This window comes from Megasphaera cerevisiae DSM 20462, assembly GCF_001045675.1.
Lineage (GTDB): Bacteria > Bacillota > Negativicutes > Veillonellales > Megasphaeraceae > Megasphaera > Megasphaera cerevisiae.
Window position 1 is genome coordinate 1 of record NZ_LEKT01000050.1, and the last position, 24,233, is coordinate 24,233.

At 41.3% G+C, this 24,233-nt stretch carries 31 protein-coding genes, 2 tRNA genes and 1 rRNA gene; 5 read left to right on the forward strand and 29 right to left on the reverse strand.

Annotation, left to right across the window (positions count from 1 at the left end):
• Positions 1-256 precede the first annotated feature (256 nt).
• The 21 genes from AB840_RS12110 to AB840_RS12215 form a co-directional block, all read right to left on the reverse strand.
• Complete coding sequence (locus AB840_RS12110) at positions 257-754, reverse strand: hypothetical protein (RefSeq protein ID WP_048515108.1); 498 nt, start codon at positions 752-754, stop codon at positions 257-259.
• Entirely contained in the window at positions 751-1,533 is a 783-nt protein-coding gene (locus AB840_RS12115) for a DUF7666 domain-containing protein (RefSeq protein WP_048515109.1), read from the reverse strand. Before AB840_RS12115 ends, AB840_RS12110 begins: the two co-directional genes overlap by 4 nt.
• Before the next feature lie 23 nt (positions 1,534-1,556).
• Positions 1,557-2,087: a hypothetical protein gene (locus AB840_RS12120; RefSeq protein ID WP_048515110.1), complete on the reverse strand. Its 531-nt coding sequence runs from the start codon at positions 2,085-2,087 to the stop codon at positions 1,557-1,559.
• Between the two features lie 22 nt (positions 2,088-2,109).
• Positions 2,110-2,646, reverse strand: coding sequence for a hypothetical protein (locus tag AB840_RS12125; protein ID WP_048515111.1), 537 nt, complete (start codon positions 2,644-2,646; stop codon positions 2,110-2,112).
• Between the two features lie 247 nt (positions 2,647-2,893).
• Complete coding sequence (locus AB840_RS12135; protein WP_072061842.1) at positions 2,894-3,367, reverse strand: RusA family crossover junction endodeoxyribonuclease; 474 nt, start codon at positions 3,365-3,367, stop codon at positions 2,894-2,896.
• Between the two features lie 41 nt (positions 3,368-3,408).
• Complete coding sequence (locus tag AB840_RS12140; RefSeq protein WP_048515113.1) at positions 3,409-3,825, reverse strand: hypothetical protein; 417 nt, start codon at positions 3,823-3,825, stop codon at positions 3,409-3,411.
• A gap of 151 nt (positions 3,826-3,976) precedes the next feature.
• Entirely contained in the window at positions 3,977-4,186 is a 210-nt protein-coding gene (locus AB840_RS12145; protein ID WP_048515114.1) for a hypothetical protein, read from the reverse strand.
• Positions 4,183-5,049 (reverse strand): DnaA ATPase domain-containing protein, encoded by an 867-nt coding sequence (locus AB840_RS12150; RefSeq protein ID WP_048515115.1) that lies wholly within the window; start codon positions 5,047-5,049, stop codon positions 4,183-4,185. The genes AB840_RS12145 and AB840_RS12150 overlap by 4 nt, the downstream gene beginning before the upstream one ends.
• A gap of 28 nt (positions 5,050-5,077) precedes the next feature.
• Entirely contained in the window at positions 5,078-5,857 is a 780-nt protein-coding gene (locus AB840_RS15840; RefSeq protein ID WP_053078182.1) for a phage replisome organizer N-terminal domain-containing protein, read from the reverse strand.
• Positions 5,858-6,017: 160 nt separating this feature from the next.
• Positions 6,018-6,476, reverse strand: coding sequence for a phage replisome organizer N-terminal domain-containing protein (locus AB840_RS18330; protein ID WP_072061843.1), 459 nt, complete (start codon positions 6,474-6,476; stop codon positions 6,018-6,020).
• Between the two features lie 68 nt (positions 6,477-6,544).
• Entirely contained in the window at positions 6,545-7,141 is a 597-nt protein-coding gene (locus AB840_RS12165; RefSeq protein WP_048515116.1) for a hypothetical protein, read from the reverse strand.
• Positions 7,142-7,146: 5 nt separating this feature from the next.
• Positions 7,147-7,734, reverse strand: a complete 588-nt coding sequence (locus tag AB840_RS12170) for an HD domain-containing protein (RefSeq protein WP_048515117.1) — start codon at positions 7,732-7,734, stop codon at positions 7,147-7,149.
• Between the two features lie 19 nt (positions 7,735-7,753).
• Positions 7,754-8,065 carry a hypothetical protein gene (locus AB840_RS12175; protein WP_048515118.1) on the reverse strand — a complete coding sequence of 104 codons (312 nt, stop codon included), beginning with the start codon at positions 8,063-8,065 and terminating at the stop codon, positions 7,754-7,756.
• Positions 8,066-8,072: 7 nt separating this feature from the next.
• Complete coding sequence (locus tag AB840_RS12180) at positions 8,073-8,336, reverse strand: hypothetical protein (protein WP_048515119.1); 264 nt, start codon at positions 8,334-8,336, stop codon at positions 8,073-8,075.
• A gap of 13 nt (positions 8,337-8,349) precedes the next feature.
• Positions 8,350-9,036, reverse strand: a complete 687-nt coding sequence (locus tag AB840_RS12185; RefSeq protein ID WP_048515120.1) for an MBL fold metallo-hydrolase — start codon at positions 9,034-9,036, stop codon at positions 8,350-8,352.
• Positions 9,037-9,038: 2 nt separating this feature from the next.
• Complete coding sequence (locus tag AB840_RS12190; protein ID WP_048515121.1) at positions 9,039-10,214, reverse strand: recombinase RecT; 1,176 nt, start codon at positions 10,212-10,214, stop codon at positions 9,039-9,041.
• Positions 10,215-10,226: 12 nt separating this feature from the next.
• The gene (locus AB840_RS12195; protein ID WP_048515122.1) at positions 10,227-12,179 is read right to left on the reverse strand and encodes an AAA family ATPase; all 1,953 of its coding nucleotides are present in this window, start codon (positions 12,177-12,179) and stop codon (positions 10,227-10,229) included.
• A 74-nt stretch (positions 12,180-12,253) separates the two neighbouring features.
• Positions 12,254-12,499: a hypothetical protein gene (locus AB840_RS12200; RefSeq protein ID WP_048515123.1), complete on the reverse strand. Its 246-nt coding sequence runs from the start codon at positions 12,497-12,499 to the stop codon at positions 12,254-12,256.
• Positions 12,496-12,789 carry a hypothetical protein gene (locus AB840_RS12205; RefSeq protein WP_048515124.1) on the reverse strand — a complete coding sequence of 98 codons (294 nt, stop codon included), beginning with the start codon at positions 12,787-12,789 and terminating at the stop codon, positions 12,496-12,498. Before AB840_RS12205 ends, AB840_RS12200 begins: the two co-directional genes overlap by 4 nt.
• Positions 12,790-12,800: 11 nt before the next feature.
• Positions 12,801-13,067, reverse strand: a complete 267-nt coding sequence (locus tag AB840_RS12210) for a helix-turn-helix domain-containing protein (RefSeq protein WP_048515125.1) — start codon at positions 13,065-13,067, stop codon at positions 12,801-12,803.
• A 67-nt stretch (positions 13,068-13,134) separates the two neighbouring features.
• Complete coding sequence (locus tag AB840_RS12215; RefSeq protein ID WP_200809983.1) at positions 13,135-13,341, reverse strand: helix-turn-helix domain-containing protein; 207 nt, start codon at positions 13,339-13,341, stop codon at positions 13,135-13,137.
• Positions 13,342-13,531: 190 nt separating this feature from the next.
• Between AB840_RS12215 and AB840_RS12220 the strand changes: the two genes are divergently transcribed.
• From AB840_RS12220 to AB840_RS12240, 5 genes are read left to right on the forward strand one after another with little or no spacing between them, the layout of a single operon-like run.
• Complete coding sequence (locus AB840_RS12220) at positions 13,532-14,158, forward strand: LexA family protein (protein WP_048515126.1); 627 nt, start codon at positions 13,532-13,534, stop codon at positions 14,156-14,158.
• A gap of 58 nt (positions 14,159-14,216) precedes the next feature.
• Positions 14,217-14,558: a TM2 domain-containing protein gene (locus AB840_RS12225; RefSeq protein ID WP_048515127.1), complete on the forward strand. Its 342-nt coding sequence runs from the start codon at positions 14,217-14,219 to the stop codon at positions 14,556-14,558.
• A gap of 15 nt (positions 14,559-14,573) precedes the next feature.
• Positions 14,574-15,146, forward strand: coding sequence for a hypothetical protein (locus AB840_RS12230; RefSeq protein ID WP_048515128.1), 573 nt, complete (start codon positions 14,574-14,576; stop codon positions 15,144-15,146).
• Between the two features lie 23 nt (positions 15,147-15,169).
• The gene (locus AB840_RS12235; protein ID WP_048515129.1) at positions 15,170-15,793 is read left to right on the forward strand and encodes a PdaC/SigV domain-containing protein; all 624 of its coding nucleotides are present in this window, start codon (positions 15,170-15,172) and stop codon (positions 15,791-15,793) included.
• 27 nt (positions 15,794-15,820) lie between these two features.
• On the forward strand, positions 15,821-16,924 hold the full coding sequence (locus tag AB840_RS12240) for a tyrosine-type recombinase/integrase (RefSeq protein ID WP_048515130.1): 1,104 nt from the start codon (positions 15,821-15,823) through the stop codon (positions 16,922-16,924).
• A 100-nt stretch (positions 16,925-17,024) separates the two neighbouring features.
• Here AB840_RS12240 and AB840_RS12245 read toward each other — a convergent pair.
• The 8 genes from AB840_RS12245 to rrf form a co-directional block, all read right to left on the reverse strand.
• Positions 17,025-17,116, reverse strand: a tRNA-Ser gene (locus AB840_RS12245).
• Between the two features lie 71 nt (positions 17,117-17,187).
• Positions 17,188-17,264: transfer RNA gene (locus AB840_RS12250), tRNA-Pro, on the reverse strand.
• 78 nt (positions 17,265-17,342) lie between these two features.
• Entirely contained in the window at positions 17,343-18,044 is a 702-nt protein-coding gene (locus AB840_RS12255; protein ID WP_048515131.1) for a TerC family protein, read from the reverse strand.
• Positions 18,045-18,374: 330 nt separating this feature from the next.
• Complete coding sequence (larA, locus tag AB840_RS12260; RefSeq protein ID WP_048515132.1) at positions 18,375-19,658, reverse strand: nickel-dependent lactate racemase; 1,284 nt, start codon at positions 19,656-19,658, stop codon at positions 18,375-18,377.
• A 127-nt stretch (positions 19,659-19,785) separates the two neighbouring features.
• Complete coding sequence (locus AB840_RS12265; RefSeq protein ID WP_048515133.1) at positions 19,786-21,204, reverse strand: FAD-binding oxidoreductase; 1,419 nt, start codon at positions 21,202-21,204, stop codon at positions 19,786-19,788.
• Positions 21,205-21,635: 431 nt separating this feature from the next.
• Positions 21,636-22,436, reverse strand: coding sequence for a pyrroline-5-carboxylate reductase (proC, locus tag AB840_RS12270; protein ID WP_048515134.1), 801 nt, complete (start codon positions 22,434-22,436; stop codon positions 21,636-21,638).
• A gap of 102 nt (positions 22,437-22,538) precedes the next feature.
• Positions 22,539-23,792 carry a pyridoxal phosphate-dependent aminotransferase gene (locus tag AB840_RS12275; protein WP_048515135.1) on the reverse strand — a complete coding sequence of 418 codons (1,254 nt, stop codon included), beginning with the start codon at positions 23,790-23,792 and terminating at the stop codon, positions 22,539-22,541.
• A 168-nt stretch (positions 23,793-23,960) separates the two neighbouring features.
• Positions 23,961-24,077: ribosomal RNA gene (rrf, locus tag AB840_RS12280) — 5S ribosomal RNA — on the reverse strand.
• Between the last annotated feature and the right edge of the window lie 156 nt (positions 24,078-24,233).

Here is a 24,233-nt window from a genome sequence, read left to right on the forward strand (position 1 = left end):
TCGCATTTTGGTATTAACAATGATCCCAAATATCATTTTTCTACCTCCTACTATTCGCTGTCAATTAATCCCCATGGATCATCATTTGGCTGTTCTTTTCTGTCAAACGGTCGACCTGCCCTGATCCATAATATATTTTGGGCTTGATAAGCATCTGACGTAGGACTACATTTTCCCTTTTTGGTGATCCTCTTTTGCTTGGCTAATTCCTTTAACTCCGAGTCTGTCATATTCCGTAGTTCCGATATTGTCATAGTTACATCTTCCCTTCTACTTTTAGCTTTAAAATATATGCCTGTGCATAGGCTTGCCACATATCCTTGCTAAATCCATAAAACCAATCAGGATTACTTTTTGTTCCTTTTCCTGTCTTAAAATCGTGCTCAGCAAATGTATCTATCAGATAATGCCGGATTGCTGTGTCATTGGCTCTCATATTCCCTACCGTGCCTATTTTTTCCTCGTTTCTATATATGGGGATAATCTCTTTTATTGCCGTCTGCCGCAGTATGCGTTCTGTCATGCGCCCGATAAAATAGCACGTTTCAAAGGTTTCCTTGCCCACTCCCATACCGTATGACTGCATGTACTCAATCCCTACATACTGGATGCTGTTTAGCATAATCATCTCCGGCAGCTGTTCCAATAATTCCGCGTTTGGTATCTTTCCCTTATCTATAGGCTTTAGGGTACCATAATCACATATTACATAGGCGCTTTCATGGGTTCCAGGGTCTATTGCTATTATGTTCATTCTTGCTCCACTTCTACTGGATTCCCGTCTTTGAGACTATAATATGTATCTGCTTTTATTTCCGTACCATCCACCACAAAAGATTTCAAATAAGCAATGCCATAGCTATTATCTTTTTCTTCGCATATTGTTAGTATTGCGCCTATTCCACCTTTAATTTTTACTCTATTTCCTCTTACTAACCCGCACCCGTTTTCTCCTACGGATACCGTTCCTCGGCTTGTCGCCGCCCCTCCGTCTCCTGCTGTCGCTGCCCCTCTGTATCCTGCTGTCGCTGCCCCGCTGTCTCCTGCTGTCGCTGCCCCTCTGTATCCTGCTGTCGCTGCCCCGCTGTCTCCTGCTGTCGCTGCCCCGTAGTCTCCTGCTGTCGCTGCCCCGCTGTCTCCTGCTGTCGCTGCCCCGTAGTCTCCTGCTGTCGCTGCCCCGTAGTCTCCTGCTGTCGCTTGATCTTTATCCGTATGCTCAAACGTCGTATGCTTTTTTACATACTCAATTTGTGCTTTTACCAGCCCTACAATTCCAACCTCTGCTTTAACCGTTATCGACTTAGCCACTCTTTTACTGTCATCTTCTGTTTCTTTGCTAACATCTTTTGCCGCTACTTCTGCATAACGGCTATTATGTCCGGGAGCATAATATCTAAATACATCGATCGGTTGTTCGCAAAAATGCAGTCCACAATCACATAACTTAGCGTTTTCTTCTGCCACCGTTTTGCCTACTTCGTATTGCAATCCTCTGCATTTCAAATCCTTGTCAAATCCTTTGTATCCCTTCATTGTCTTATCCTCCTTGGTTTATACTAAAATATTCCATTCTCGTTTTCTTTATCTTCTTCAAAAAACACAAAATGTGTCTGCAACGGAATCGCTTTCGGGCCAAACATCATGCCGGCCAGTTGCTTAATAATTTTCGATATTCGCCGGTGGCAATACCCCTCTGTCACATGTAAATCACTCGTAATAATCATCCATGATTCATTGTCAATTAAGCGCCTGGTAATAATTCCCCGATCCGTTGGTGGCAGCGCTTCTAAAGATCGATTCAGGCGGTTGATCATAGGCTCTATCCGTGCAATATCCCGCTGCAGCTGTGCTATTTTATTCGGGATAGCCTCTTTGCTGAAATAGTCCCGTTCCTGCTGGCTGGTATTTTCTCCACCGCCCCCGGATGGTGCAGGAGATAGCGACGGCACCTTTGGCGCAGCATTTAACTGTAACTTAGCTTTATAATCTGCAATGTCGGCTTTGACATTTTCAATGTAGGTCGTAAATTCTCTATACCGTATTAAATATTGCTTAACCGCCATTACATAATCATTGTGATCGTACATGCTATCTCCTCCTCAGCTGCTTTTACAATAATTTTCCATACTTCTTTTCTAATTCTTTGAAGTAAATGGGTATCCACAACGAGCGTATTCGTATTGAATGTATGTCATATAGGCTTTTGTAAAATACGTCCATTTGCAATGATTTAATTAATTCCCCTTTGTAAGGAACTGACAACAAAAATGATTCTATATTGTCGCTATCATGATGTTCTTTTCTTTCAAACTGTTTCTTGATCTTTTTAATGTCATACCCCCCGTTCCAATGCATGAAAAACGTCAAATCTTTATAATCTTTGAGATATATTTTTTCAATATCCGGAAATAGTTGAAACAACATCATTATCAAAAAATCAAATCGTGTATCCGTGTCTATCTTGATATCCATCTTGCATTTTGCTTTTAAATCATGAAAATTTTCTTTAAAACAGTCCTTTTTTCTTTTTTGATGTGGATTTACCTTAAATTCCAAAATGTCCTTATTAAATGGCATTTCTATGCCATCTTTTACCACAAACAGGTCTCCTTTGTTATCTATTAAATTGCTTTTATCTGATTGCATTTCGATATGCCTCCTCTGCTCTATCTTTCCGATGTCGGTAACATTCCAATTCGTTGTTGCATTTTTTTACGCGTTGTCCGTACTCATCCCACATGTAGTGCCATGTATCCGGATATAATATGCGTCCGCAATAGCAGCAGCGGCTTTTTGTCGTCACATTATTTTTTATATCCGGCGTTGTTTTCTGTGAAAATTTCAGCCTCTTTGGATGGTGCTGGTGAAATTTACGGCCCATGTATATCACTTCCTAAATCGGCTTTAGCCATGCCTCAATTCGCGGCGTATCGTCATATAGCTTGATCGCCCGGATCGATACAATACGGCTATCGTCCGTAAATAATATTTTTGATTTCCCATGTGCAATCCCATCCAGCACACATTTGATATAGTTGTCGGCATCCGGTTTCGTATGCGCATAGATTTTATGTTCCCGTGCCAGCTGTGTTTTTTTCTTGCTAAATGACTTGGGGATGCTGCGATAAATATAAAGTGCAAACTGCAGCGGGCAGTCAAATGGCACTTGGTATCCCAGCTCTTTTGCCTTATACATCAGATGGACAGCTTCGGCGCATATTTTTTCTTTGTATGCCCGTGACCGCTTCGGATCATAGGCATGAACATGACCGGAAAACGTAGAAAACCGGGGGCGTTCCTGGGCGAATGGTTCACCGTAAACAATTAATTGCATCGCGCCTGTCTTTTCGTTGATATAAATGCTCATGAAACCTCCTGTTTTTGCTCTGTTTCATTTCGTATAAATATTCAATCTGCCATTGTTTGATTTTCTTGCTTTTTCTGCATGTATCGCCAGCCCATATATTCGCCGTACTGCATGCCCATGGCACGAGCTTCTTCAATATGCCGTCCCAGTCGTGACATTTTCTTTCCGTTTTTCCTGTAATGCGGCATGCTTTTCTTCGCTCTTCTATCTGCATAGCGTTTCTTTCGAAATTCTGCGGTGAGCGCATTTAGTATTTTCTGGCATTTCGGGGAGCAGGCATGCATCGAATGGCTATTTTCCATGGAAGCTCCGCAGATTAAGCATTCCGTACTCTTCTTGCGCTGACGGGTAAGAATCTTTTCGTACTCCGTTACCACTCGTTCTTTGCATACCGGGCAATATTTCTGTTTGCTGTTTATCTCAAATTCGTTGCCGCAAATCTCGCATGTCTTGATCATAAAAATCTCTCCTTTGTGATGATTTGTAAAATTTGCTGTATTTGCCGTTCTAACGGTTCTTTTATTTTTGCTCGATAATTTTATCGTTCTCTATGTTAAAACCCGTTAAAATCGATTTTGTGAAGTTTACGGGGCATTCGTTGTGTTCTTTTTACGTGAAATTATCTCTCGTTTCGTTTTCATAGCAATAAATGTTTCCGTTCCATGTGTGATCGATGTAGTCGTATTGCTCCTGTGTGCGGATTGTTGCGGCATATCGGTCCTTTTGTGCTTTGACTTGGATATGGCTGATTTGGCGCTGATCGCATTCCTTTCGAAAGGTTTCGTATTCGTCAGGGTTTAGTATCAAGTAGGCTTTCATGCTACGGTCCCTCCTTGCAGGCGTCTATTTTCGCCGGTAACCTTCATACCATACGGTTTGATCATGGCATAAATGCGGCTTCCCAGCGCCCCGTCGATTTGGCTTAATTCGTTGACGGCAATTTCACTGCTGAACAAGGTCGCTTTTTTGTTCATGTATCGGGCGTTGATGATGTCAAACATCACTTTGAGATCATCCGGCTCAATGCTTGCCGGATTTTTATCTGAGCCGTACCGTACCGCCATTTTAAACAGGTCGTCGATGTAGAGGTTGTCACACTCTTTCCATTTGCGTACAGCGTCGTCATATGCGTTGCTGTAGCTTTTCATGGCTTTAATGAGCGTCGGCATTTCCGTTCGGTATGAAAAATAATAGTGCGGCTCGTTGTATTTCCGGGTGATTTCCTGACACACCGCAATACATAGATGCGTTTTCCCAGTGCCGGCAGTGCCAAATAGTCCAAATCCCTGCCCTGGCTGCCGGCTTGTTAGATAGGCATTTGCCATGGCCAGCATCTGGCGGCTGATCTCGGTATCTGCCAAAAAGGTTGTTAGCCGGCAGTTTTCATAATCTTCCGGTGATATGCCGGATGCCTTGAGCCGTCTTGCAACCTGCCGGCGTTCGTAGCAAGCAGGGCACGGTGCCACGGTTTCGTATCCGTCGGTATTCTCTTCTGTGATAAATCCTGTGTTTCCGCAGTGGCTGCATTGGATGCCGTCCGGTGGGGTGGCGATGGTACCCACTGCCCATTGCCTCCGTTCCTCCAGCTGTTCTTTCGACATTTTTTTTAGCCGCTTCGCTTTTTGCAATAGCGTTTTGCGCCGGTCTTCCGATACGGCCGGCTCCAGCTGTTCTTTTCCCATGCCATGTTCTCCTTTCTGCCGTTCTAAACTAAAACTCGATTTTGTCGTATTGGTTCGGTGTATGCGTATTGCTTTGGGCTTTGGCTTTATCCGGATCGTCATAGCCGTTTGTTTCCCATGATTGCAGGATGCCAGCAATGTATGATAGCGATCGTCTGTTCCGAAATACCGCCCGTTCGATGGCTTTTTGTATTGTCTCTGCGCCGTATTGTTCGACCATCCCCTTGATTTTCTCCAATTCGATTCCTGAGCAAATCGGGTGAATGTTATTGGCGTAACAGGAAATGACCTGTTTTACGTCGTTAGAGCCTTTACTGACGTTGTCATCCGTTGCATTGCAACGATTTGGCGTTGCATCTTCGTTGCACTCTGTTGCATTGGCGTTGCATTTTGTTGCATCCTTGTTGCGTTGCAACGTATTGGCGTTGCATTGCAACATTTTTTTTTGCAATCTAGACCTTCTAGACCGCTGTGTGCTTGCACTTTCACTCTCTATGTTGTCTCTGGCTTCTGGTAGCAAAAATTCATTTTGGGACCGTTCAACCAGCAATCCGCACTTTTTCAAAAACAAAACGGTGACCTTCACATTTTCGATATTTTCGTCGATATCCAGTGCCAATTCTTCGGTAAAATTATCTTCAATTTGGTCGTAATACAGTACTCCGTCATGCTCTAAACTAAGCAGCTGCATCTTCAAATAAATAATCGTGTATGTGTCTCCACCCGCTATTTTCCTTAGTTTTTTGATCGTCTTATGGGTGAAGAAATTATCTTGCAATTTTAACCAGTAGTATCTTTTCTCACTCATGATGCTCTCCTCGTCAAAGAAGCTATCCAATGAAAATCTCCCTTATTTTTTAGCCGCCGCTGGCTTTTTGGGTTTTCTTCTTCCCCTTCTTCTTTCTAACTCTTTCTCTATCTCTTACTCTATCTCTATCTCTGGTGTACGTTTGTCCGACATTTGTCCTTCATTTGTCCGCTGATTGTCCAGACATTTGTCCGGACAAATGTCCCATTATTGGAGATGGAATTTCTTTTTTTGTTGATCTTTCAGATTCGATTTTCTGCCTATATTTACGCTTTCTATCAGCTTCTGTAGTACTTTCCCCGATAAAGCTTTGGATATCTGTCATGTAAATTGCGCCGCTCTCCAATATTTCAATCAAGTGTAAATTTTTAAATAATTGAAGTGCTTTTTCGATTGTTCCCACGGAATGCCTAGTAATCGTGGCCAACATTTGCGAATTGTAGGGAATACAATTATTGATAACCAATTTCCCGTCATTTTTTAGACTGCGAAGGTACATCTTAAGCAGAATATTTGAGTATAGATATCCATCCTGCATGGATTCCAGCAGAATCATTTCGTCGGAGTCGAAGAAATTTTCTTTTAGCTTCAGGTAATAATATTTTTTGTTATCGCTCACGCATTACACCACCTAATCCGGCAGCAACGGAGATATCTTCATATCCCCGCCACACTGCCAATGTATTGTTACGAATGGGCCGCCGTTGGAAACGCTGCAATATTATCCATTTTGGGCATCCCTGACGGTACATCTTCATCTTCTTCGAATGGATCTTTTTCCCGCTCATCGGCAATGCTTTCTGATCCGTCCGATCCAAAGAGCGACATTTGCGCCCGTTTCCCGTCCAAATATTTTCGTGCTTGGGTTTCCAGCTCCCATAATGCCGCTACGGTGGGATCATCAAAATATTGCTCGGAAGTGTCATCCACAATATCTTCTGTTGGGCACGACCGCATAGGCGTGTTGATTGCAATCTCGGTATTCCCGACGGCAAGCTTGCTGGATATAATGGCGCTCATCGTACCATCTTTGGCATACCGGTAATTGACACCGTACGGTGTAATCCGGTCTTTAAAATCCTCAAACTTAAATTGCAGAATATTGAGTACTGGATTTCGCAATACCTGCAGTGCAGTATAAAATTCAGGTGCCGCCTGTTCATCAAATGTGCCGGTGTAATCTGCCCGATGTCCGTCGATGTTTCGTGAAAAATCAATGGTAATTTTTTCTGCCTTTTCGCTGTACTTAATCTTGTTGATTTGGATCGAACTGTTTTCTCTCATACCAATCACTCCTTCTTTCCGTTCAAATAGGTGGCTGCTAAATCAGCCATATGCAGCAATACGACCAGCGGATATTGGCTGCAGGCGTTGCTAAGTGCCTGCATACCGTATATTTCGTGCGTCCGGATATCCGAAAATCCCATATGCCAGTTGATTGCCATGATCTCTTCATCCGTTAATGGAATGTACCGCTGCACAATCATGACCGACTTTTCCCCGTGTCCTGCGGGGAATCGATCGCTCACTGCGTAAAACGGTACTTGCTGCCATACCCCGTCAATCTTCTTATTTCGCATTTCTAGGCTGTAGAAGTTTGCCTTACATACATCGTGTAGTAAAGAAACGATATACGCCGTATCGGGCGAAACAGGGAACATTTTATAGTACTTACACATGATGGTCTTTAGGTGCTGATAGACATTTAGGCTGTGCTCCAATAAGCCGCCTTCATACGCCTCATGATATTTACTGGATGCAGGGGCAGTAAAAAAGTCAGTTTCCATCTCCAAATATGCCAGCAGATTTTCTATACCGTCCCGGTTTGTTTTTCGCAGCAGTTCCTTAAAAGCTGCCATTTGTTCTATGTGATCCATGGTTTATCCTCCTTTGAATTCATGCCGTGTCGCTTTTTTCGTCTTCCATAAATGACGGAGGAATCGCATCTATTTGATGGATGATTTTTTGCCGAAAAAATGCAATGATATGTAATTTTATAGGAATATATATTCTCTTCGTAACAGGTTTATACTGCCGATGCAAATAATATATATAAGGTTCTGGTTCATCACCCGTGTCCATGAAATAAGGAAATTTTGTTATTGCTGTTGTCGCTTGTGTGAGCTTATCTTTAAGTTCTTTACCTTCTTCCAGCAAATTTGTAAACGCATTAACAATATCAGTTTTATATATTTTTTCTGTATCCATTTATATATCACCATCCTTCATCCGCAATATCATGCCGTTTTAGGTCATTTATAATACATGATACGCATTCTCCATCCAGACAAAAACGCGGGTCTTTCGAGCAATAATTGGACGCTTCAATGACTTTTTTTAAGATACTCTCGTTTACAATAATCATCCCGTATGGAATCTCTGGTTCTGTCAGTATTGGCTGCCATTCATTACAGCTGTTGACTCTGCAATATGCCAAACAAGTATCATGATGCTGACAGGTTAAGCAGCTTTGTTTCATATGCACCGCTCCTTTAATACACATATACGACTGCGCCCGTTTCTTTCTGGACCCGGGTTTTAAATGATGCCGCATCACTATTGGCATTGCTGAGATGCAGCAAGTAAATCTCTTTGACGCTGTGCAGGTCATTAGCTTTCAGGAAATCAAGTAATGTATCAATGCTCATATGGGTTTGCACCACACGTTCTGAGACAAACCATGGGACATGTCCTTTTTTTGCATTTTCTGCCATTACGTCAAAAGAATAATTGGCTTCGGCCAAAATATAATGAATGTTTCGAAACCGGTATTTGATATACGCAGTATCCGTAAAGTACAGCAGCGTTTCATTTGTTTCTATAGATTGCACATGGTAGCCATAGCATTCTACGTCATGCTGACACGTAAAAGGTGTAATAATAAAACTTCCCTGCCGATACGGTAATTTATCTGAAAGTCGCTGTACTCCATGAAATACGGACCGCACATCTTCGTTCGAATATACCTTAAATCCTCTTCGGAGGAGCTCAGGAACGGCTTTGCTATGATCACCATGCTGGTGTGTGATAAAACACCCTGAAATGGATTTAGTGTCAAATTTCAAGCCTTCCTGAATCTTTTTAAATGGAATACCGGCATCCAGCAGAATAGTTGTTTTTCCGTCTGATATCTTGTAGCAATTCCCGCTGCTGCCGGATGCCAGCACTTGGATATCCATGATTAAAACGTGGGAGCGGGAGCTGCCGTTGCAGATGGCGAATCAAAATTCTTGAACATGTCATCGCTTTCCATGTCGAGGTCATCATCATATGGGTTGGGGCCCGGTTCCGACTTTTTTTGATCCGTTTTACCCTGTTTAGGGTTCAATTCCCTTTCTTTTGATACGGTTTCTTTCTGTTTTGATACGGGCGCGGCTTCTTTTACTTCGATAGGAATTTCTTGTTTGGGTTCTGGCTCGCGCATTTGAGGGATGTCCTCTTCAAAGGGGACGCTGTTGGCTTCTACGTCGATTGTCTGCTGCATAGATTCGGATGCATCCTGTAGCTGACGTTCCTGATCTTTCATCCGTTGATAGGAATCATCCACCTTACGAGGATCTCGAGGGATATGCTTTGCGGAATATACTTCCCGGATTAGCGTCTTGGTGCACATTTCTTCCAGCCAGCCTTCTTTTTTTACCTCTACTTGCTTACCGTGCTGCCATTCCTTTACCTCGCCGCCCCAAAAATTGGCGCTGGCATATTCAGGTTTGCGCTTGGTAATATCTGCCATGGACATCATGACCAGTTCGTTTTTGGTTGGATCATCATATTCGATATAGCCAAATCCCCCGACGATCGGGCCCCTGTCAAATGGGTTTTCGATATCAAATTCGTAGGTTTCAATATCATTCCCGCGACTCTTCTTAATCGGCTTAAAATGATCTTCCTTGTGTACCAACTCAATGCGTACCCCTTTTGGCTTTTCCAAAGCATAATTTTCAGCAATATATTTGATCCCGTTATATCCCACCATAAAGGTGATATCGTATTTCTGATTTTTTTTATTTTTATATGGAATCGGGAATAGATGATTGGATTCCATCATATCCAGACCTAATCTGGCATAATGCACGATGTCCAGAGACAGTTCATTGAGATTGATATTTTTCCATATATACGCCAACTCATTATCATATTTGTGGTCCTTATTGTTGGCATTTTTGCGTGTCCGATCGTCTTCCGCTGTCCGTAGCATCCGATCAATGGCGATAAAATAATTTTGCACCAAAGCTCGTTGATAACTGGATACTCTGATTTCACCAGCTGTATTTCCAAATTCAGATAATACTTTTTGAGTAAACCGTTCTGATAATGTTAATTCCCGTGTTGCCTTTGCTACTTCATTCTTTGCCATGCTGCATACCTCCTAATTTTCAACTCGCAATGTCGTATCATCCGCTGAAACAATCAATCGGATCAGTTGTAATCCTTCCGGATTTGTAATGTGTGTCACGCTTTCCGCCCGATCAATAAACACAGGCAAGTGAATACTATAGTATTCCGACAATACCCCGATAATATCCATACCGGCGTTGACCTGCGCTGCTGTATTCGCGCTTCGATATTCCACCCATTCGCCGGCCGCATTTTTCACCATCGGTTCGCACCGTTCTTTCACGCCGCCGTTGAGCTGTTCGTCAAACAATTTAAATCGGACATAACTAAACCGGCTGTTAATGTTATCTGTGACCATGCGGACCTTTTCCCGGACAAATTCGTCGCAAAGGAAGAGACCCTTTTCAAGGTATTCCAGATCATCTGCTTTCTGCCGCTGTTCGGTAGTAAGCTCATCAATGCGACGGGTTGCCTTGGCTGCCATATCAAGGGTAAGTAACGCTGCATTTTTCAACCGGATTTGTTCTGCTGTATCCAACTTTTCTTTTTTCTTAGCTTCCATGACAGCCGATACAGATTGTTCCGATCCTTTTTCATTTGTTTGCAATTCCTGCAGCTGTTTGGTAAGCGTTGAAAACTCTTTTGATGTTTCAAATAACGGCTTTTGATGAATCGTTTCTTCCAGCTGCTGCTTTTCCTGCCGGATAGATTTCTCTTTTTCTCCCAAATCTCTTTCGTTTACTTCCAGTGCTTCTATTTGCGTCTGTAAGCCTTTAATAGTATCCAAGCTGCATGTTTGTCCACGGCGGTTGATATCTTCCAATTTATGGGATTTATCGAGGTTGAATGCTTCTCTCATCGACTGTATCTGGTCTTTCGGCAGCGGCCGCCCGCAAGTCGGGCAAGATTCCTGTCCCGCATCCCATTGAATGGCTTGAATCTTACTAAAGTCTGCCAATAGCTTTTTACGATTTTCCATGGCTTGCTTCTGCTCCAGTACGATGGATTCTCGTTTACGGCTAAGCGAATGTTGCTTGTTTTCAATATCCCGAAGCTGCTGTTCTAACTGCTGTAATGTGTCGTAATGGGTTTGATACTGCTGATTTACTTTTTGGGTAAAAGCCATTTTGGATTCAGCCAATTGCGTCTGTGTCTTGGCAATTTCTTTTTGAATCGCAAGTGTATTGGCATCGGAATCTTTTAAATCCCGCATCTCGCCGTCAATAGCCGCCATATGACCCTGTAATGCTTCGATGTCAGATTGAGTAGTGAACTTATCCGGAAGCGTTTCTGGAATACTTTTCGTGACTTCATCAATCCGTGCTGGCAGTAATTCTAATTCGTGATTGATTTTGCGGCGTTGCTCCGTCGCTATTTTCCGATATTCGTCAATGGTGTATTTCTGATCCGTTGTGCCTGGTTTAACCAGATACGCATTAATATCTGCCAAATCAGGGGATTGTTGGATAACTTCCTCGTCTGTGAGATCACCGCATACTTCAAATAAAATTTTGCGTCGGTCATCCACGCTCATGATTTCTGGGAAATAGTCATACATAGTAAGCATCTTCGCGGCTTCCAGTGTGCCGCATAAATTCTGCAGCGTGCGGTTATATGCGCTTTCCTTAAATGGGATATCATCGATCCAATAGTCCGTGGTATTGCCACTGAAGGTTGGCGCTGCGGATCCTTTTTTCTTCGTCCAAACTTCATAAAAATCTTTCCGGACTGTAATCAAAGACCCGTCATCTTTTGAAAAGGTTGCCGCTGCCGTGTGATGCAGATTGTGCGTGCCGGCCGTTTTGGGATTAAAGTCTTTTTCTCCCGTAGCAGCCTTTCCAAATAATAGCCAGCTTACGGCATTGGAGATGGTTGTCTTACCAGTTCCATTGGCACCGTAAATATCGGTATCTTTTCCATCAAAATTGACGGTAAGTTCTTTAATCCCCCTGAAATTCGTAAGTGATAATTTTATAATTTTCATCGTCATGCTCCTTTTCCTGTGATATAATCACAGTGAGTATTGTTGTTTGCCGCCTTTGCAGAGGCGGCTTTTTTTCATGCCCATGCTGCCAAGATCAGCCCGATTACAAAGGCAATCGGAATAACCTTCAAAGATACGAGCGCAATCTCTGCCAATGTAACCGGTTCGCCGTAGTCTGTGGCATACCATTCGGGTATGCTTTTTTGTGGCTTATGGTCATTTATCCACGGCGCAATGGTCAATTCATGCTGCAGATTACGATATGCTGCAGACATTGCATTCTGGACCATCTTGTCATCTGAATCTATTGCTTGATTCATTCCTTTCCCCTCCTTGTGTCCTGCACCCATCGGCGCAGATTATTGAAGAATATGTTTTCATCATAGTTACCGCTATCTAATACGGTAGCAATGATATTAACGACAATATTTAATATGTCAGAGCTGCTATCTTTGGGGCAGATGATGAAGGTTCCTGCTTCATTACCACCGCCGGCAATGACAAGACCGCCTTTGGAAAACTCGGCAATGTCCGTCGTAAGCGATAGCAGCCGTTCTTTTGCGGATGCTGTATTGATGATTTGTAATGCTTTCTTTTCAATGTCATCCATAAATAGCCTCCTTATCCCTGCTTGCGCTTTTTCCTTCGAATGACCCGCATAACGCGGGCACTAGGCATTCCAACGCGGCAAGCGCACCGCGTACGGAGCCATTCTTGCAATGCGGAAAGCTCAATGATACGTTTGCTTCCCACTTTAAACACGGGAAAGGTTTCGTCTGTTTCAGCCCACTCGGCAATTTGCCGGTAGCTGATGCTGGTTAGCTCAGATGCTTCTTGGATCGTGATAGATATTTTATCTATCAAATCCGGCTTTGTTGTGTTTGTCATGGGACCCATCCTTTCTTGTGGTATACTCCCTCTGATTTGATTTATGGGTACTTTTTGTTTGAGATAATTAAACTTTTGGATCAAAAAAAATTTTAACCATTTCTTTATCAGTTAATTGCAGAATATCTTTTATTTTTCTCGCAATGTCACTGGTCATTCGAACATTGCCATTTTCTAAATGACAATAACCGCTTTTCCCCTTATAGCCTAATTTGATGGCCATTTCCTCTTGCGTTATCCCTTTTTTTTCTCTTAATTGTTTTAATATATTCATATTTATCACCTCCCTTTAAGTTTAACTATATCAAACTTTATACTTGTATTTTAGTTTAAGTTAATTAAACTGTCAAGTAATTTGTTGAATATTTTTAAACTTTTGAAAAAATAGTTTATTTATCATGAATTTAGACTTATAATCGTTTCATAAGTTTAATTATCATAAACACAAATAAGGAGATGTATATATGATCACATTAGGAGGCAGAATAAAGCAATTAAGAACTGAGGCCCATTTAACAGGCGAAGAATTCGGAGAACTATTCGGTGTTGCTAAATCAACGGTATCTCTATACGAAAACAATAAAAGTACTCCCGATGACGAAATAAAAATAAAAATGTGTAAATATTTTAATATTTCATTAGATTATTTAATGGGATTATCTAATAATCGATATAATAAAAAAGAACCTCAAAAAGGAATCAAAATTCCTATCCTTGGTTCTGTGGTTGCTGGCATTCCGGTTGAAGCAATAACCGATATTATCGGATATGAAGAAATTACTCCGCAAATGGCTAAAAACGGTAATTATTTCGCATTAAAAGTTCGCGGCGAGTCTATGCTTCCTGAATTAAAAAATGGCGACATTGTGATTATAAGGGAGCAGCCAGATGTTGAATCTGGGGAGATTGCAATTGTATTAGTAAATGGAGATGAAGCAACCGTTAAGCAAGTAAAGAAGCTGGATTACGGAATTATGTTATATGGTTTCAATTCGGCAGTATATGCTCCTCACTATTATGACAGTAAAGATATTGAAGAATTGCCCGTTACTATTATTGGGAAAGTGGTAGAAAGCCGTAGGTGTTGGTGAAATATTTGGAAATAAAAAATATATATTATTGTTTTTTTTGTGAAAGGAAGCGATCCATATGTTTTGTGAAAAATGTGGTAAGGAAATTTTAGATGATTCAAAGTTTTGTCCGGGGTGCGGTCAACTAATTAATATCCATAATGGAAGAAATCGTATATCTTCAGAAGATGCAAAATATATAACAATAACGTCTGACAAGAAAAAAATAATTGCAATTATTTTATGCCTATTAGGATTCATCGGATTTGGTGGATTGCATCGCTTTTATGTTGGCAAAATATTTAGCGGATTCATATATCTATGCACCGCTGGAATATTAGGCATAGGGACAATCATTGATCTAATCCAGCTATTATTAGGGCAATTTACAGATAATGTTGGGCAACCATTGAGAAGATGAGGGCGGTGATATTTCATGATAAAAAATATTTTTGTACTATTATATATGTTCCTATCTTGTGTCAATATAGCATTTTCTTATGATATACAACTCCCCAATCAAAATTATATAGAACATGGGAATACTTTTTCTCGATACATTCGTCTCCACACAACAGATAATCCACAATATTATCAATATATAAATGAGAGATATGCCTTTAGCGTCTTGGTTCCAAAATCATTCATTTTAGCATATTATCCTCAAAATGGCGATGGAGGAATATTCTATTCTTCCAATAAAACTGCTAGTTTAAGAGTATCTGGGGGGCATGCTATTAATCCTTTAGATACTTACTTTGAGGACCAAAAAGAAAAAATAGGATATTCCAATATAGATTTTTCTGATAACGGAGATAATTGGTTTGTTATTTCTTGGATAACAGGAGACAAAATTCATTACCAAAAAATGTTTGTGTTAGATGGATATGAAAATAATATGGAAATTATATATCCGATTAGTCAAAAAGAAGTGTATGACGAAATGGTTTCCACTATAGAAGAGAGTTTCACGCCTGGCTGGTTAACAGGATATAAGGTTTGGGGATAAAAATAATCTAAAGGAGCATTGTTATGAAAAAAACATTCCTATCTCTATTATTTGTTTGCTGTATGTATATTCCCTCTTTGGCTTATGTTGAGCCAGGGAATCAGCATGATATGAATTTAATGCTATCTTATCCGCTCGTTTATACTGCAGATAAAGATGCGCAGGAAAAGATAAATACAGATATTGCTTCATACGTCGAAGGTGCAAAATCAGATTATTATACGAATCATTGGTACAAGGTTCGCTTAACGTATGCTGTTAAATATGAAGATGATCATATTATTTCCATCGTATTAACACGGCTTAGAGATGGCGGCGGTGCTCATCCGCAGGAACATTTCTGGGGACTTGTATATAACAAGGATACGGGAGATCGCATTCCTATTTCTAATTTTGTAACAATCGGCAGCGCAGAACAATGGTCACGCTTAGCTGGGACGCAAATATTCCCCGCCTATAATTGGCAATGGAACCGGATTGCATTATCCTATCGTCCTAAATTCATTAGTGAAGATTATTATTTGACTGGACATGGTATTTTTTACATGATATATCAGCCATATGAAGTATCTTATGGCGCAAATAGTATGATATCTATTCAATTTAACCCATCAAATATTGATTATTTAAAACGATTGAATGGTTAATTACATAAAAAAAAATAAGGTGATCATATGAGAGCAAAAAAGCGCCCAGATGGGCGCTATGTAGAAACTTATGTACATAATGGAAAACGTAAATTTTTCTATGGAAAAACAGCGGCAGAAGCTAAGGACAAAAAATCATTATTTCTAAACAACATAAAGGAAGCCCCTAACTTCGATTCTGACGTTACATTGGGTGAATGGCTGGACGAATACCTATCCGATTCCGAAAAACGCGTTTCACGAGCCACCTACTCAAGCTATAAGGGCATCGTTAATAATCATATCCGTCCAGTCATAGGAGCGTATATATTGGGAGATATACAGCCCCCCATGATACGGCATTTACTTGACGATTTATATGATAACGGAAAATCTACAAGAACGATCGAATATGTCCATACCATTTTAAAGGCTGCCTTTGAGATGGCCGTAGACGAAGGATTCATATATCGTAATCCAGCAAAAAGAGTAAAGCATCCAAAGGTAGTAACAAAAGAAAAAATCGTACTGTCTATTTCCCAACTGCAACGATTATTAAAACATATTGATAACCAGGTGTTTTACCGGATTGTCTATCTAGCCGTGAATACTGGATTACGCAGGGAAGAAATATTGGCGCTGCGCATAAACGATGTTAATCTGTCCAAGGGGACAATCACGGTTTCACAAACCGTTCATTATGACGATAGGGAAACATATATTACGGATACCGCCAAAAATAAGACATCCCTGCGGACAATCATGATTGATAGTAAAACCATGGGCATGATACAGGATCAAATAAACGATGTAAAAAAACATCAAGATCAGACATTTGGATATGAAGATCATGGGTTGTTATTTCCGAATCAAAAAGGATCGCCATTATTTCCAGCCTACGTATCCCGTATGGTGCAGGAATATGGGAAGGCAGCTAACATGCCAAAGGGATTTTCCTTTCATTCTTTGCGGCACACACATGCAACGCTTTTATTGCAGGAGGGCATAAACTATAAATCCGTTCAAACGCGTCTTGGACATTCTACGGCAAAAATAACGATGGATACCTATGCGCATGTTACCCCACAAATGGAAAAAGATGTTCTTCTTTCTATTGGGAAAATCATGCAAGAAACTAAGGAAGCAAAGTGATATGTAGTCAATATGTAGTCAAAAGAAACATGATTTTTTGTAGTCAAGCTAATTTTAGACATAAAAAAAGAACCTACCGAAGTAGGTTCCATCTTATTCATGGCGGAGAGCGAGGGATTTGAACCCTCGATAGAACGTTCGTCCTATACATGATTTCCAATCATGCTCCTTCAGCCGCTCGGACAGCTCTCCACGCCTTACACATTGCCGCACTATTCAGTTATTGCGATGTTCTCGGGATCAACATCCAATGTGTAAATGTATGGTCGGGGCGACAGGATTTGAACCTGCGACCTCTTAGTCCCGAACCAAGCGCGCTACCAAACTGCGCTACGCCCCGTCACCTGACTTTTATATGATACCACATGGGGAAAAAAAGTCAAGTAACTTTTTTTTTAATAATTCACCAAACAAGACTTCAGCAGGTCGCTTTTTTAGGATGATTGTGAATGTGTTTCCATACAAACCCGCCGCCAAGTGCAATAACTGTCATTCCAAGCTTGAGTATCAGTTCATTATCAGCCGCATGGCTGAAATATACCGCTAAATACTGGTCAGTTGCCAGCATCCCACCAGCAGCCCAACCCAATATACCTCCGCCGATATAAATAAGTATAGGAAACCTTGTCATAACCTTTACGACCACGGTGCTGCCAAAGATAATGACCGGCACCGATATCAACATTCCAAACAGAAGCAGACCCATATGCCCGCCTGTCGCCCCGACAATACCTAATACATTGTCCAGACTCATCAGCGCATCTGCAAGGATAATCGTGCGGATAGCTCCCCACAATGAATCCTTGGCTTTTACATGAATGTTTTCCGTTTCCTCATGAGCACCAATCAATTTAATGCCAATCAATACCAATAAAATGCCACCAATCGTTTTTAAAAATGGTATCTGCAAAAGCCATACCACGATGGCAGCCATAATGAAGCGCAGCACAATTGCTCCTGCGGTTCCGTATAAAATCGCTTTCCTTTGGAGATGGTGAGGCAAATTCCTTGCCGCCATACCAATAACAATAGAATTATCTCCACCCAACGCCAGATCAATCAAAATAACCTGAACCACTATCCAAATATCAAATACTAATTGAGCCTCTAACGCTTCCAACGCAGCTCCTCCTTTTATATACATAAACAATAGCTACGTGTTTATTATAAGATAAAACCATAGGTATGACAAGTTCATATGACAATAAGTCATCAGACCTGTCAATATAGCATACGATAAAAACATACAGTCATGCTGGATACCTGTCCATACTATTTGCATCAGCACACAACAAATCCTTCACAAAAACGATAACCAAAATGATAACATCAAAAAACAGGCCGTATTGTGCAAATAAAAAATTAATATACAGTCCCGTAAAACACAAAGAAAACTATGCCACATACGATAGATATGCGGCATAGTTTTTTATTGCATACATGTTTTATATTATTTGACAATAACCGATACGCCATCCGGAATAACCGTGATCTTAGGATCTGTAATTCCCCTGGCTGCCACTATATCCTTGGCCATCTTAAAGGCTTCATCAATATTTTGGGCATATTTTAAATGCATATCTTCTACCATTTGGCGCGGAGCTTTGGTAACCATAATAATCGTAAATTTCAAAAGCATCCGCATAAGAATCTGAGATTCCCATTGATCAAATACTGTTTCGTTACGGCCACGTGCCAGAATCTGATCCATAGCTTTTTGCACATCGTCAGCTTCCTTCAGCGTATTATAAAACGCATCACCGCCATGACCATCAGAGCACGCCGTAACATCAATAATAACACCGCCCTCTTTGCAGGTGGCTTCAGCTGCCGTCATCCCTTTGACAGACTGATAAATATTCTGATCCAGCGGATAGCCGCCATTAGTTGTTACCACAATGTCAGCAAGAACCGGTTTGACACCGGCCAGTTTCATTTCAAAATCTACGCCCTCATAATGAGCTTTTTCCCGGTCACCGGCAAATGCGGCAATAATTTTTTTATCCGCATCAATGACAACATTGCAAATAAACGCCAATTTAGCCGCCTTAGCCGCATACAACATATCCTTATGAATTGGATTTCCTTCCAGTACTCCCGTACGGGCATACGGGCTATCAATAAATTCTGAACAATGATTAGCTAATACGGTAATCTTACTAGCAATGCCGGGCAAAATCGATTTGCGTCCACCAGACATACCTGCAAAGAAATGCGGTTCAATAAACCCTTCCGCAATCAGCAGGTCCGCATTCGCAGCGGTCTTATTAATCAGGCATTCACCGCCTGATGGCAAGGTACCGATACTGACCATATCTTCGTCATTACGGCTTACATGCATGACAATTTTTTCGGTATTGGCAATTTTTTCACCATATTTCGCAACAAGCTCTTCCTGCGTAGTCGGACGATGCATACCTGTAGCAACAAGAATCGTAATCTCAATATCCGGATTCCCCTTGCGCAGCTCCGCTAACAGCTGCGGCATAATAATATGACTCGGTACCGGCCGGGTATGATCACTGGAAACAATAGTGCAAGTCTTTTTTCCTTTGGCCAGTTCACTTAATTGTGGGCTGCCGATAGGATTGGCCAGCGCATCCGCCACCAATTCTACTTCCGATTTTGGAGCCTGGTATTCATGGGCATGGGAAACCAGCACACCAGCTACTTTGTTTTCAGGGAGCTCAAACATAACTTTTTCTTTACCAAAAGGAACCGAAAATTTTTGCATAATAAAATCCTTCCTTTCTATACCTGCATATAAAAGTATACGAAACACGTACACCATATTCTGAAACGGAAAGGGTAAAACCGTATCCGGCTTTACCCTTTCGCTTCAATTCTAATTCACTTACCAATTATTCTACAGGAACTTCATCGTTGATATTGACAACCTTACCGGGATTCATGATGTTTTTCGGATCAAGAGCTTTCTTAACATCCTTCATCAGCTTCAATTCAATAGGATTAGTATATTTTGCCATCAGAGCAGCACGTTTATAACCAATACCGTGTTCGCCGGAAAGACGACCGCCAAGGTTATAAACCAATTCATAAATTTCACTCTGAATCTGCGGAAGCATTTCTTCCCATGCTTCCTGAGTACGATCATCCTTCAAGATATCAATATGAACGTTGCCGTCACCGCAGTGACCAGCGCAGTGCATAGCTACCTTGTATTTATCTGCCAAACGGGATATCTGCTGAACAGCCTGTGGAATATCCGTCATCGGCACAACGATATCTTCCATGGAGAAGACCAAGCTGCGGGCACGGTCAGCTTCCAAATAAGCTTTACGTGATTTCCAAATAACAGCCGGGTTTGCAACCAATACATCCAATGCGTTGTTTTCGCGAGCCAATTCATCAATCTTTTCGCATTGTTCATCAAGTACATCTTCACTATCGCCAGCAATCTGAATAATAATGTAATTGCCAATATCCGAATGCTGCAATTTTTCATTAAGGAAAATTTCGACCTGCTTAATAGACGCATTATCCATAAATTCCACGCAAACCGGAGTAATACCAGCATTCATGACCTTTGGTGTCAATGCGATAGCATCATCAAGATTACTGAATACTGCCAGCAAATCCATCTGATATTTTGGCAATGCCACCAGTTTGAGGTAAATCTTTGTAATAATACCCAAAGTACCTTCAGAACCAATATACAGATGCATCAGCATATAGCCTGTTGCATTTTTACGGAATTTACCGCCCAGCGTAACAACTTCCCCCGACGGAGTAACAACTTCGATTCCCATGACCTGATCACGTGTTACACCATATTTAACAGCACGGTTACCACCGGCATTCGTAGCTACGTTGCCGCCGATAAAACAGGAATCCCCACTGCAGGGGTCACCACCGTAGAAAAGGCCGGCTTCTTTTACCGTATCCTGCAACACCGAGGTCGTAACACCTGGTTCTGTCACACAGACCATGTTGTCTTTATCAATTTCAATAATTTTATTCATCCGTTCAATGGAAATGATGACACCGCCGAAAGTAGCGACAGCACCCGCTGCCAAGCCTGTACCAGCTGCGCGGGGAACCATAACGACATCATTGTCATAACACAGCTTAACGACTTTGGATACTTCTTCCGTATTGGCCGGCAATACCACGACCTGCGGGTCTTTCATATAATGAGGATCTGTTACTTCATCATGCGAATACGGTTCCAATTTATCTTTATCCGTATACACATACTTTTCACCAACAATTTTCTTCAATTCTTCAATAAGTTCTGGTGTAACTTTACCTTTTGCCATAATGCATACCTCCAAATAAAATTTAACACATCACCTTATGACTTATATACTTTCACCGTTCATAACGGTGCAAAAGTCAACTTTTAACAAGCATCATACCGGTAATGTAACCATATCAATTCTCTTTTACGTACTTTATTATACCCTATTCCGTACTATGTGTAAATTACATTTACACATTTTGCACATACATGTTTAAGATCGATATCTAGTCTGCCATGATATTTTGTTATGATTTCATATTATTTTTAAACATTCTAATATAAATATGTTATTTTTTAAATATTGTTATTTTTTTCTCATAGTATTAATGCGTTTTTATCATTATATTGAGTACGTAATACTAAGGATAATTATCATCATTATATAAAAAAGATACGCCGTTGCACTCTGGCATATCTTTTTTTACATAATGATATATTATTAACACATTATAATTGCTTACATTTTTCCGTCGAAGCGATAACTGCCTCTGTAGCCGCCGCACGAAAACCTTTATTTTCCAAGATACGCACCGCTTCAATTGTGGTTCCCCCCGGCGAGCATACATCATCTTTGAGTTTCCCTGGGTGCTCACCTGTTTCCAATACCATTTTTGCTGCTCCCAAAACTGTCTGCGCAGCAAACGTATATGCCTTAGCCCGCGGCATGCCCTCAAGCACAGCCCCGTCAGCCAAAGCTTCAATGAACATATACACATATGCCGGACCGCTGCCGCTCAAGCCGCCTACGGCATCAATAAGACGTTCTTCAATAAGCTCGGCCCTGCCAAAACTTTCAAATACTTCCAGCGCTGCCTGTGCCTCTGCATCTGTTACGGCATCATTGACTGTAATAGCCGCCATTCCTTCGTTAACCATGGAAGGGGTATTGGGCATAACGCGGATAATTTTTGCGGCCGTCGGAAGATGTTTCGCCAACCGTGCAATAGTAAGGCCTGCCGCAATCGAAATAATAACTGAATCTGCATGGATATGAGAGTTGATTTGATCCAGTGTTCCTGCCATAATATGTGGTTTGACAGCCATAATCAACGCCTGTGATTTTTTTGCCAGCGCCTCTATCGACTCAACATTAACAGCCCCTGTTTCATCAGCCAAGTCCTGTCCTTTTTCTTTATGAATATTGTAAATATAAATATGCTTCGCTTCAATAGCTCCGGCTGAAACCAAGCCCTTGACGATAGCCCGGCCCATATTCCCGGCACCGCAAATACCTATAGTTTTAAACATAATATATGCATCCTTTCATGTTATAAAATATACAGCCTGACCATAATAAAAAAACCGGTATAGTTAATTTTTACGCTATACCGGCATCTTTGTCAAGATATTTTACTGATTAGCTCCCACAGAATCGACAGCACCTTTTATTTTAGCTGCCAAGCCTGCAATTTTTTTCTTTGAAACTGAGCACACTGCCAAACGAACGCCTTTTTTCAGCGGCACAAGAAAAATATGTTCCCTTTCCAATTCATCACAAACCCGCTGTGCCTCCGTCATAGGGATTGTAATGAAAAACCCCGACAAATAAGGCAAGTATTTCAAGCCGCAGTGCTGTGCTTCTTTCATAAAAATATCAGCTCGTTCTTTGATAAGCTTAAAATAAACAGCCCGTTCAGCATCCAATTCGGCCACCTTAGCCGGATCCTTACAAATATTCACCATCGACTTCATAGCCGCACTATTCGAATTCGACCAAGTAGCCCGGCTCGTATACTGATTGATAGCCACAAATTCATCAGCAATATCCTTATTCGGAGTGACACAAATCATTGCCCCCATACGCTGACCATACATTGTGAAGCCTTTACTGCATGTATAAGCTACAATAACAAAAATATTTTCAGGAAGATTTCCAAATTTTTTAAAGAATTTGCGGCATTCCTGTTTTTCACCGCTGTAATCAAGATACGCTACATCCGGAACCAAAATAATGTTTTTATCTTGTCCCTTGACAACATCCTTTAAAAAAACTATCACTTGATCCCAATCCGCTGAAGAAAGAGCAAAGCCCGTCGGATTATTAGCAGGCGAATTCATGATAATAACTGTATTATATTGTTTAGAAACCATGTCCCGCACATGTTCCTTAAAGTTTTCGAAATTAAACCGGCCATTTTTATCAATCAATTCAAATTCACGAAGCTTGCGCCCGTTATCAGCACACATAGATCCGTACGCGCCCCAGTGCCAATCACTGGTCAAAATATCATCGCCCCATTCGGAATAATTATGGATGATATGGTGAAGGACGCCAGAACCGCCGGACGTAGCACAAGCCTGGATATACCCATTCGGTCGTGACTGGCCAAAACACTGATCAATAACTGCCTCCAAATAATCTGGATATCCTTGAATCGGAGCATAGGCAACAATTTCCTTGGGTGTCAATGCTTTATATGCTTCCTGCACGACATGCAGCATAACCAGCTGACCTTCTTCGTCTAAAATAGAACCGACCGTACCATTAATAACATTATCTACCCCAATTTTTTCTGCCAGAGCATTTGCACGATTATTGGCCCCGAAAATATTATCTTCCGCATATTTTCCTTTAGCCTGTGGTGCAGCAACACTCATTACCATAATTATCAACTCCCCATTTTTATTTACACACTCATTTATACCACAATAATGCATCTGTGACAACAAAAATGCCCAATGTTGCGTCTATGTATTCAAAATACAGAGAATAGATATTCCATAAAACAAAAGACACGCACAATATAATCACTGTGCGTGTCTTTTCTGCTGAATCAGCGGCTTCCTATCCTCCCAGGGCGCTTCCACCCAAGTACTTTCGGCGTTTGCAGGCTTAACTGCTGTGTTCGGTATGGGAACAGGTGGATCCCTGCAGCCATCACCACTGAATTCGTTTCAGGATTCGTATCCTGACAACTACATCGAAAAGTATTTCGGATCTTAACAATCGGTGTGACTCTAATGTCATCTACTTAGTTTGTATGTTTTGGTTGTGAGTCTTTCGTCGTTTCTTCGCATGTACTCTTTTTCAAACCATTCGCCTTC

Coding starts and splice junctions, on each gene's coding strand:
- larA (WP_048515132.1), bottom strand. CDS start 19,658: ATGCAAAAATTTTCGGTTCCTTTTGGTAAAGAAAAAGTTATGTTTGAG.
- AB840_RS12120 (WP_048515110.1), bottom strand. CDS start 2,087: ATGTACGATCACAATGATTATGTAATGGCGGTTAAGCAATATTTAATA.
- AB840_RS12135 (WP_072061842.1), bottom strand. CDS start 3,367: ATGAGCATTTATATCAACGAAAAGACAGGCGCGATGCAATTAATTGTT.
- AB840_RS12215 (WP_200809983.1), bottom strand. CDS start 13,341: ATGAATATATTAAAACAATTAAGAGAAAAAAAAGGGATAACGCAAGAG.
- AB840_RS12170 (WP_048515117.1), bottom strand. CDS start 7,734: ATGGATCACATAGAACAAATGGCAGCTTTTAAGGAACTGCTGCGAAAA.
- AB840_RS12140 (WP_048515113.1), bottom strand. CDS start 3,825: ATGATCAAGACATGCGAGATTTGCGGCAACGAATTTGAGATAAACAGC.
- AB840_RS12230 (WP_048515128.1), top strand. CDS start 14,574: ATGATAAAAAATATTTTTGTACTATTATATATGTTCCTATCTTGTGTC.
- AB840_RS15840 (WP_053078182.1), bottom strand. CDS start 5,857: ATGAGTGAGAAAAGATACTACTGGTTAAAATTGCAAGATAATTTCTTC.
- AB840_RS12225 (WP_048515127.1), top strand. CDS start 14,217: ATGTTTTGTGAAAAATGTGGTAAGGAAATTTTAGATGATTCAAAGTTT.
- proC (WP_048515134.1), bottom strand. CDS start 22,436: ATGTTTAAAACTATAGGTATTTGCGGTGCCGGGAATATGGGCCGGGCT.
- AB840_RS12200 (WP_048515123.1), bottom strand. CDS start 12,499: ATGAATCAAGCAATAGATTCAGATGACAAGATGGTCCAGAATGCAATG.
- AB840_RS12275 (WP_048515135.1), bottom strand. CDS start 23,792: ATGGTAATGAGTGTTGCTGCACCACAGGCTAAAGGAAAATATGCGGAA.
- AB840_RS12210 (WP_048515125.1), bottom strand. CDS start 13,067: ATGACAAACACAACAAAGCCGGATTTGATAGATAAAATATCTATCACG.
- AB840_RS12150 (WP_048515115.1), bottom strand. CDS start 5,049: ATGGGAAAAGAACAGCTGGAGCCGGCCGTATCGGAAGACCGGCGCAAA.
- AB840_RS12165 (WP_048515116.1), bottom strand. CDS start 7,141: ATGAGAGAAAACAGTTCGATCCAAATCAACAAGATTAAGTACAGCGAA.
- AB840_RS12265 (WP_048515133.1), bottom strand. CDS start 21,204: ATGGCAAAAGGTAAAGTTACACCAGAACTTATTGAAGAATTGAAGAAA.
- AB840_RS12185 (WP_048515120.1), bottom strand. CDS start 9,036: ATGGATATCCAAGTGCTGGCATCCGGCAGCAGCGGGAATTGCTACAAG.
- AB840_RS12235 (WP_048515129.1), top strand. CDS start 15,170: ATGAAAAAAACATTCCTATCTCTATTATTTGTTTGCTGTATGTATATT.
- AB840_RS12175 (WP_048515118.1), bottom strand. CDS start 8,065: ATGGATACAGAAAAAATATATAAAACTGATATTGTTAATGCGTTTACA.
- AB840_RS12195 (WP_048515122.1), bottom strand. CDS start 12,179: ATGAAAATTATAAAATTATCACTTACGAATTTCAGGGGGATTAAAGAA.
- AB840_RS12205 (WP_048515124.1), bottom strand. CDS start 12,789: ATGGATGACATTGAAAAGAAAGCATTACAAATCATCAATACAGCATCC.
- AB840_RS12110 (WP_048515108.1), bottom strand. CDS start 754: ATGAACATAATAGCAATAGACCCTGGAACCCATGAAAGCGCCTATGTA.
- AB840_RS12125 (WP_048515111.1), bottom strand. CDS start 2,646: ATGCAATCAGATAAAAGCAATTTAATAGATAACAAAGGAGACCTGTTT.
- AB840_RS12145 (WP_048515114.1), bottom strand. CDS start 4,186: ATGAAAGCCTACTTGATACTAAACCCTGACGAATACGAAACCTTTCGA.
- AB840_RS12190 (WP_048515121.1), bottom strand. CDS start 10,214: ATGGCAAAGAATGAAGTAGCAAAGGCAACACGGGAATTAACATTATCA.
- AB840_RS12180 (WP_048515119.1), bottom strand. CDS start 8,336: ATGAAACAAAGCTGCTTAACCTGTCAGCATCATGATACTTGTTTGGCA.
- AB840_RS12240 (WP_048515130.1), top strand. CDS start 15,821: ATGAGAGCAAAAAAGCGCCCAGATGGGCGCTATGTAGAAACTTATGTA.
- AB840_RS12115 (WP_048515109.1), bottom strand. CDS start 1,533: ATGAAGGGATACAAAGGATTTGACAAGGATTTGAAATGCAGAGGATTG.
- AB840_RS12220 (WP_048515126.1), top strand. CDS start 13,532: ATGATCACATTAGGAGGCAGAATAAAGCAATTAAGAACTGAGGCCCAT.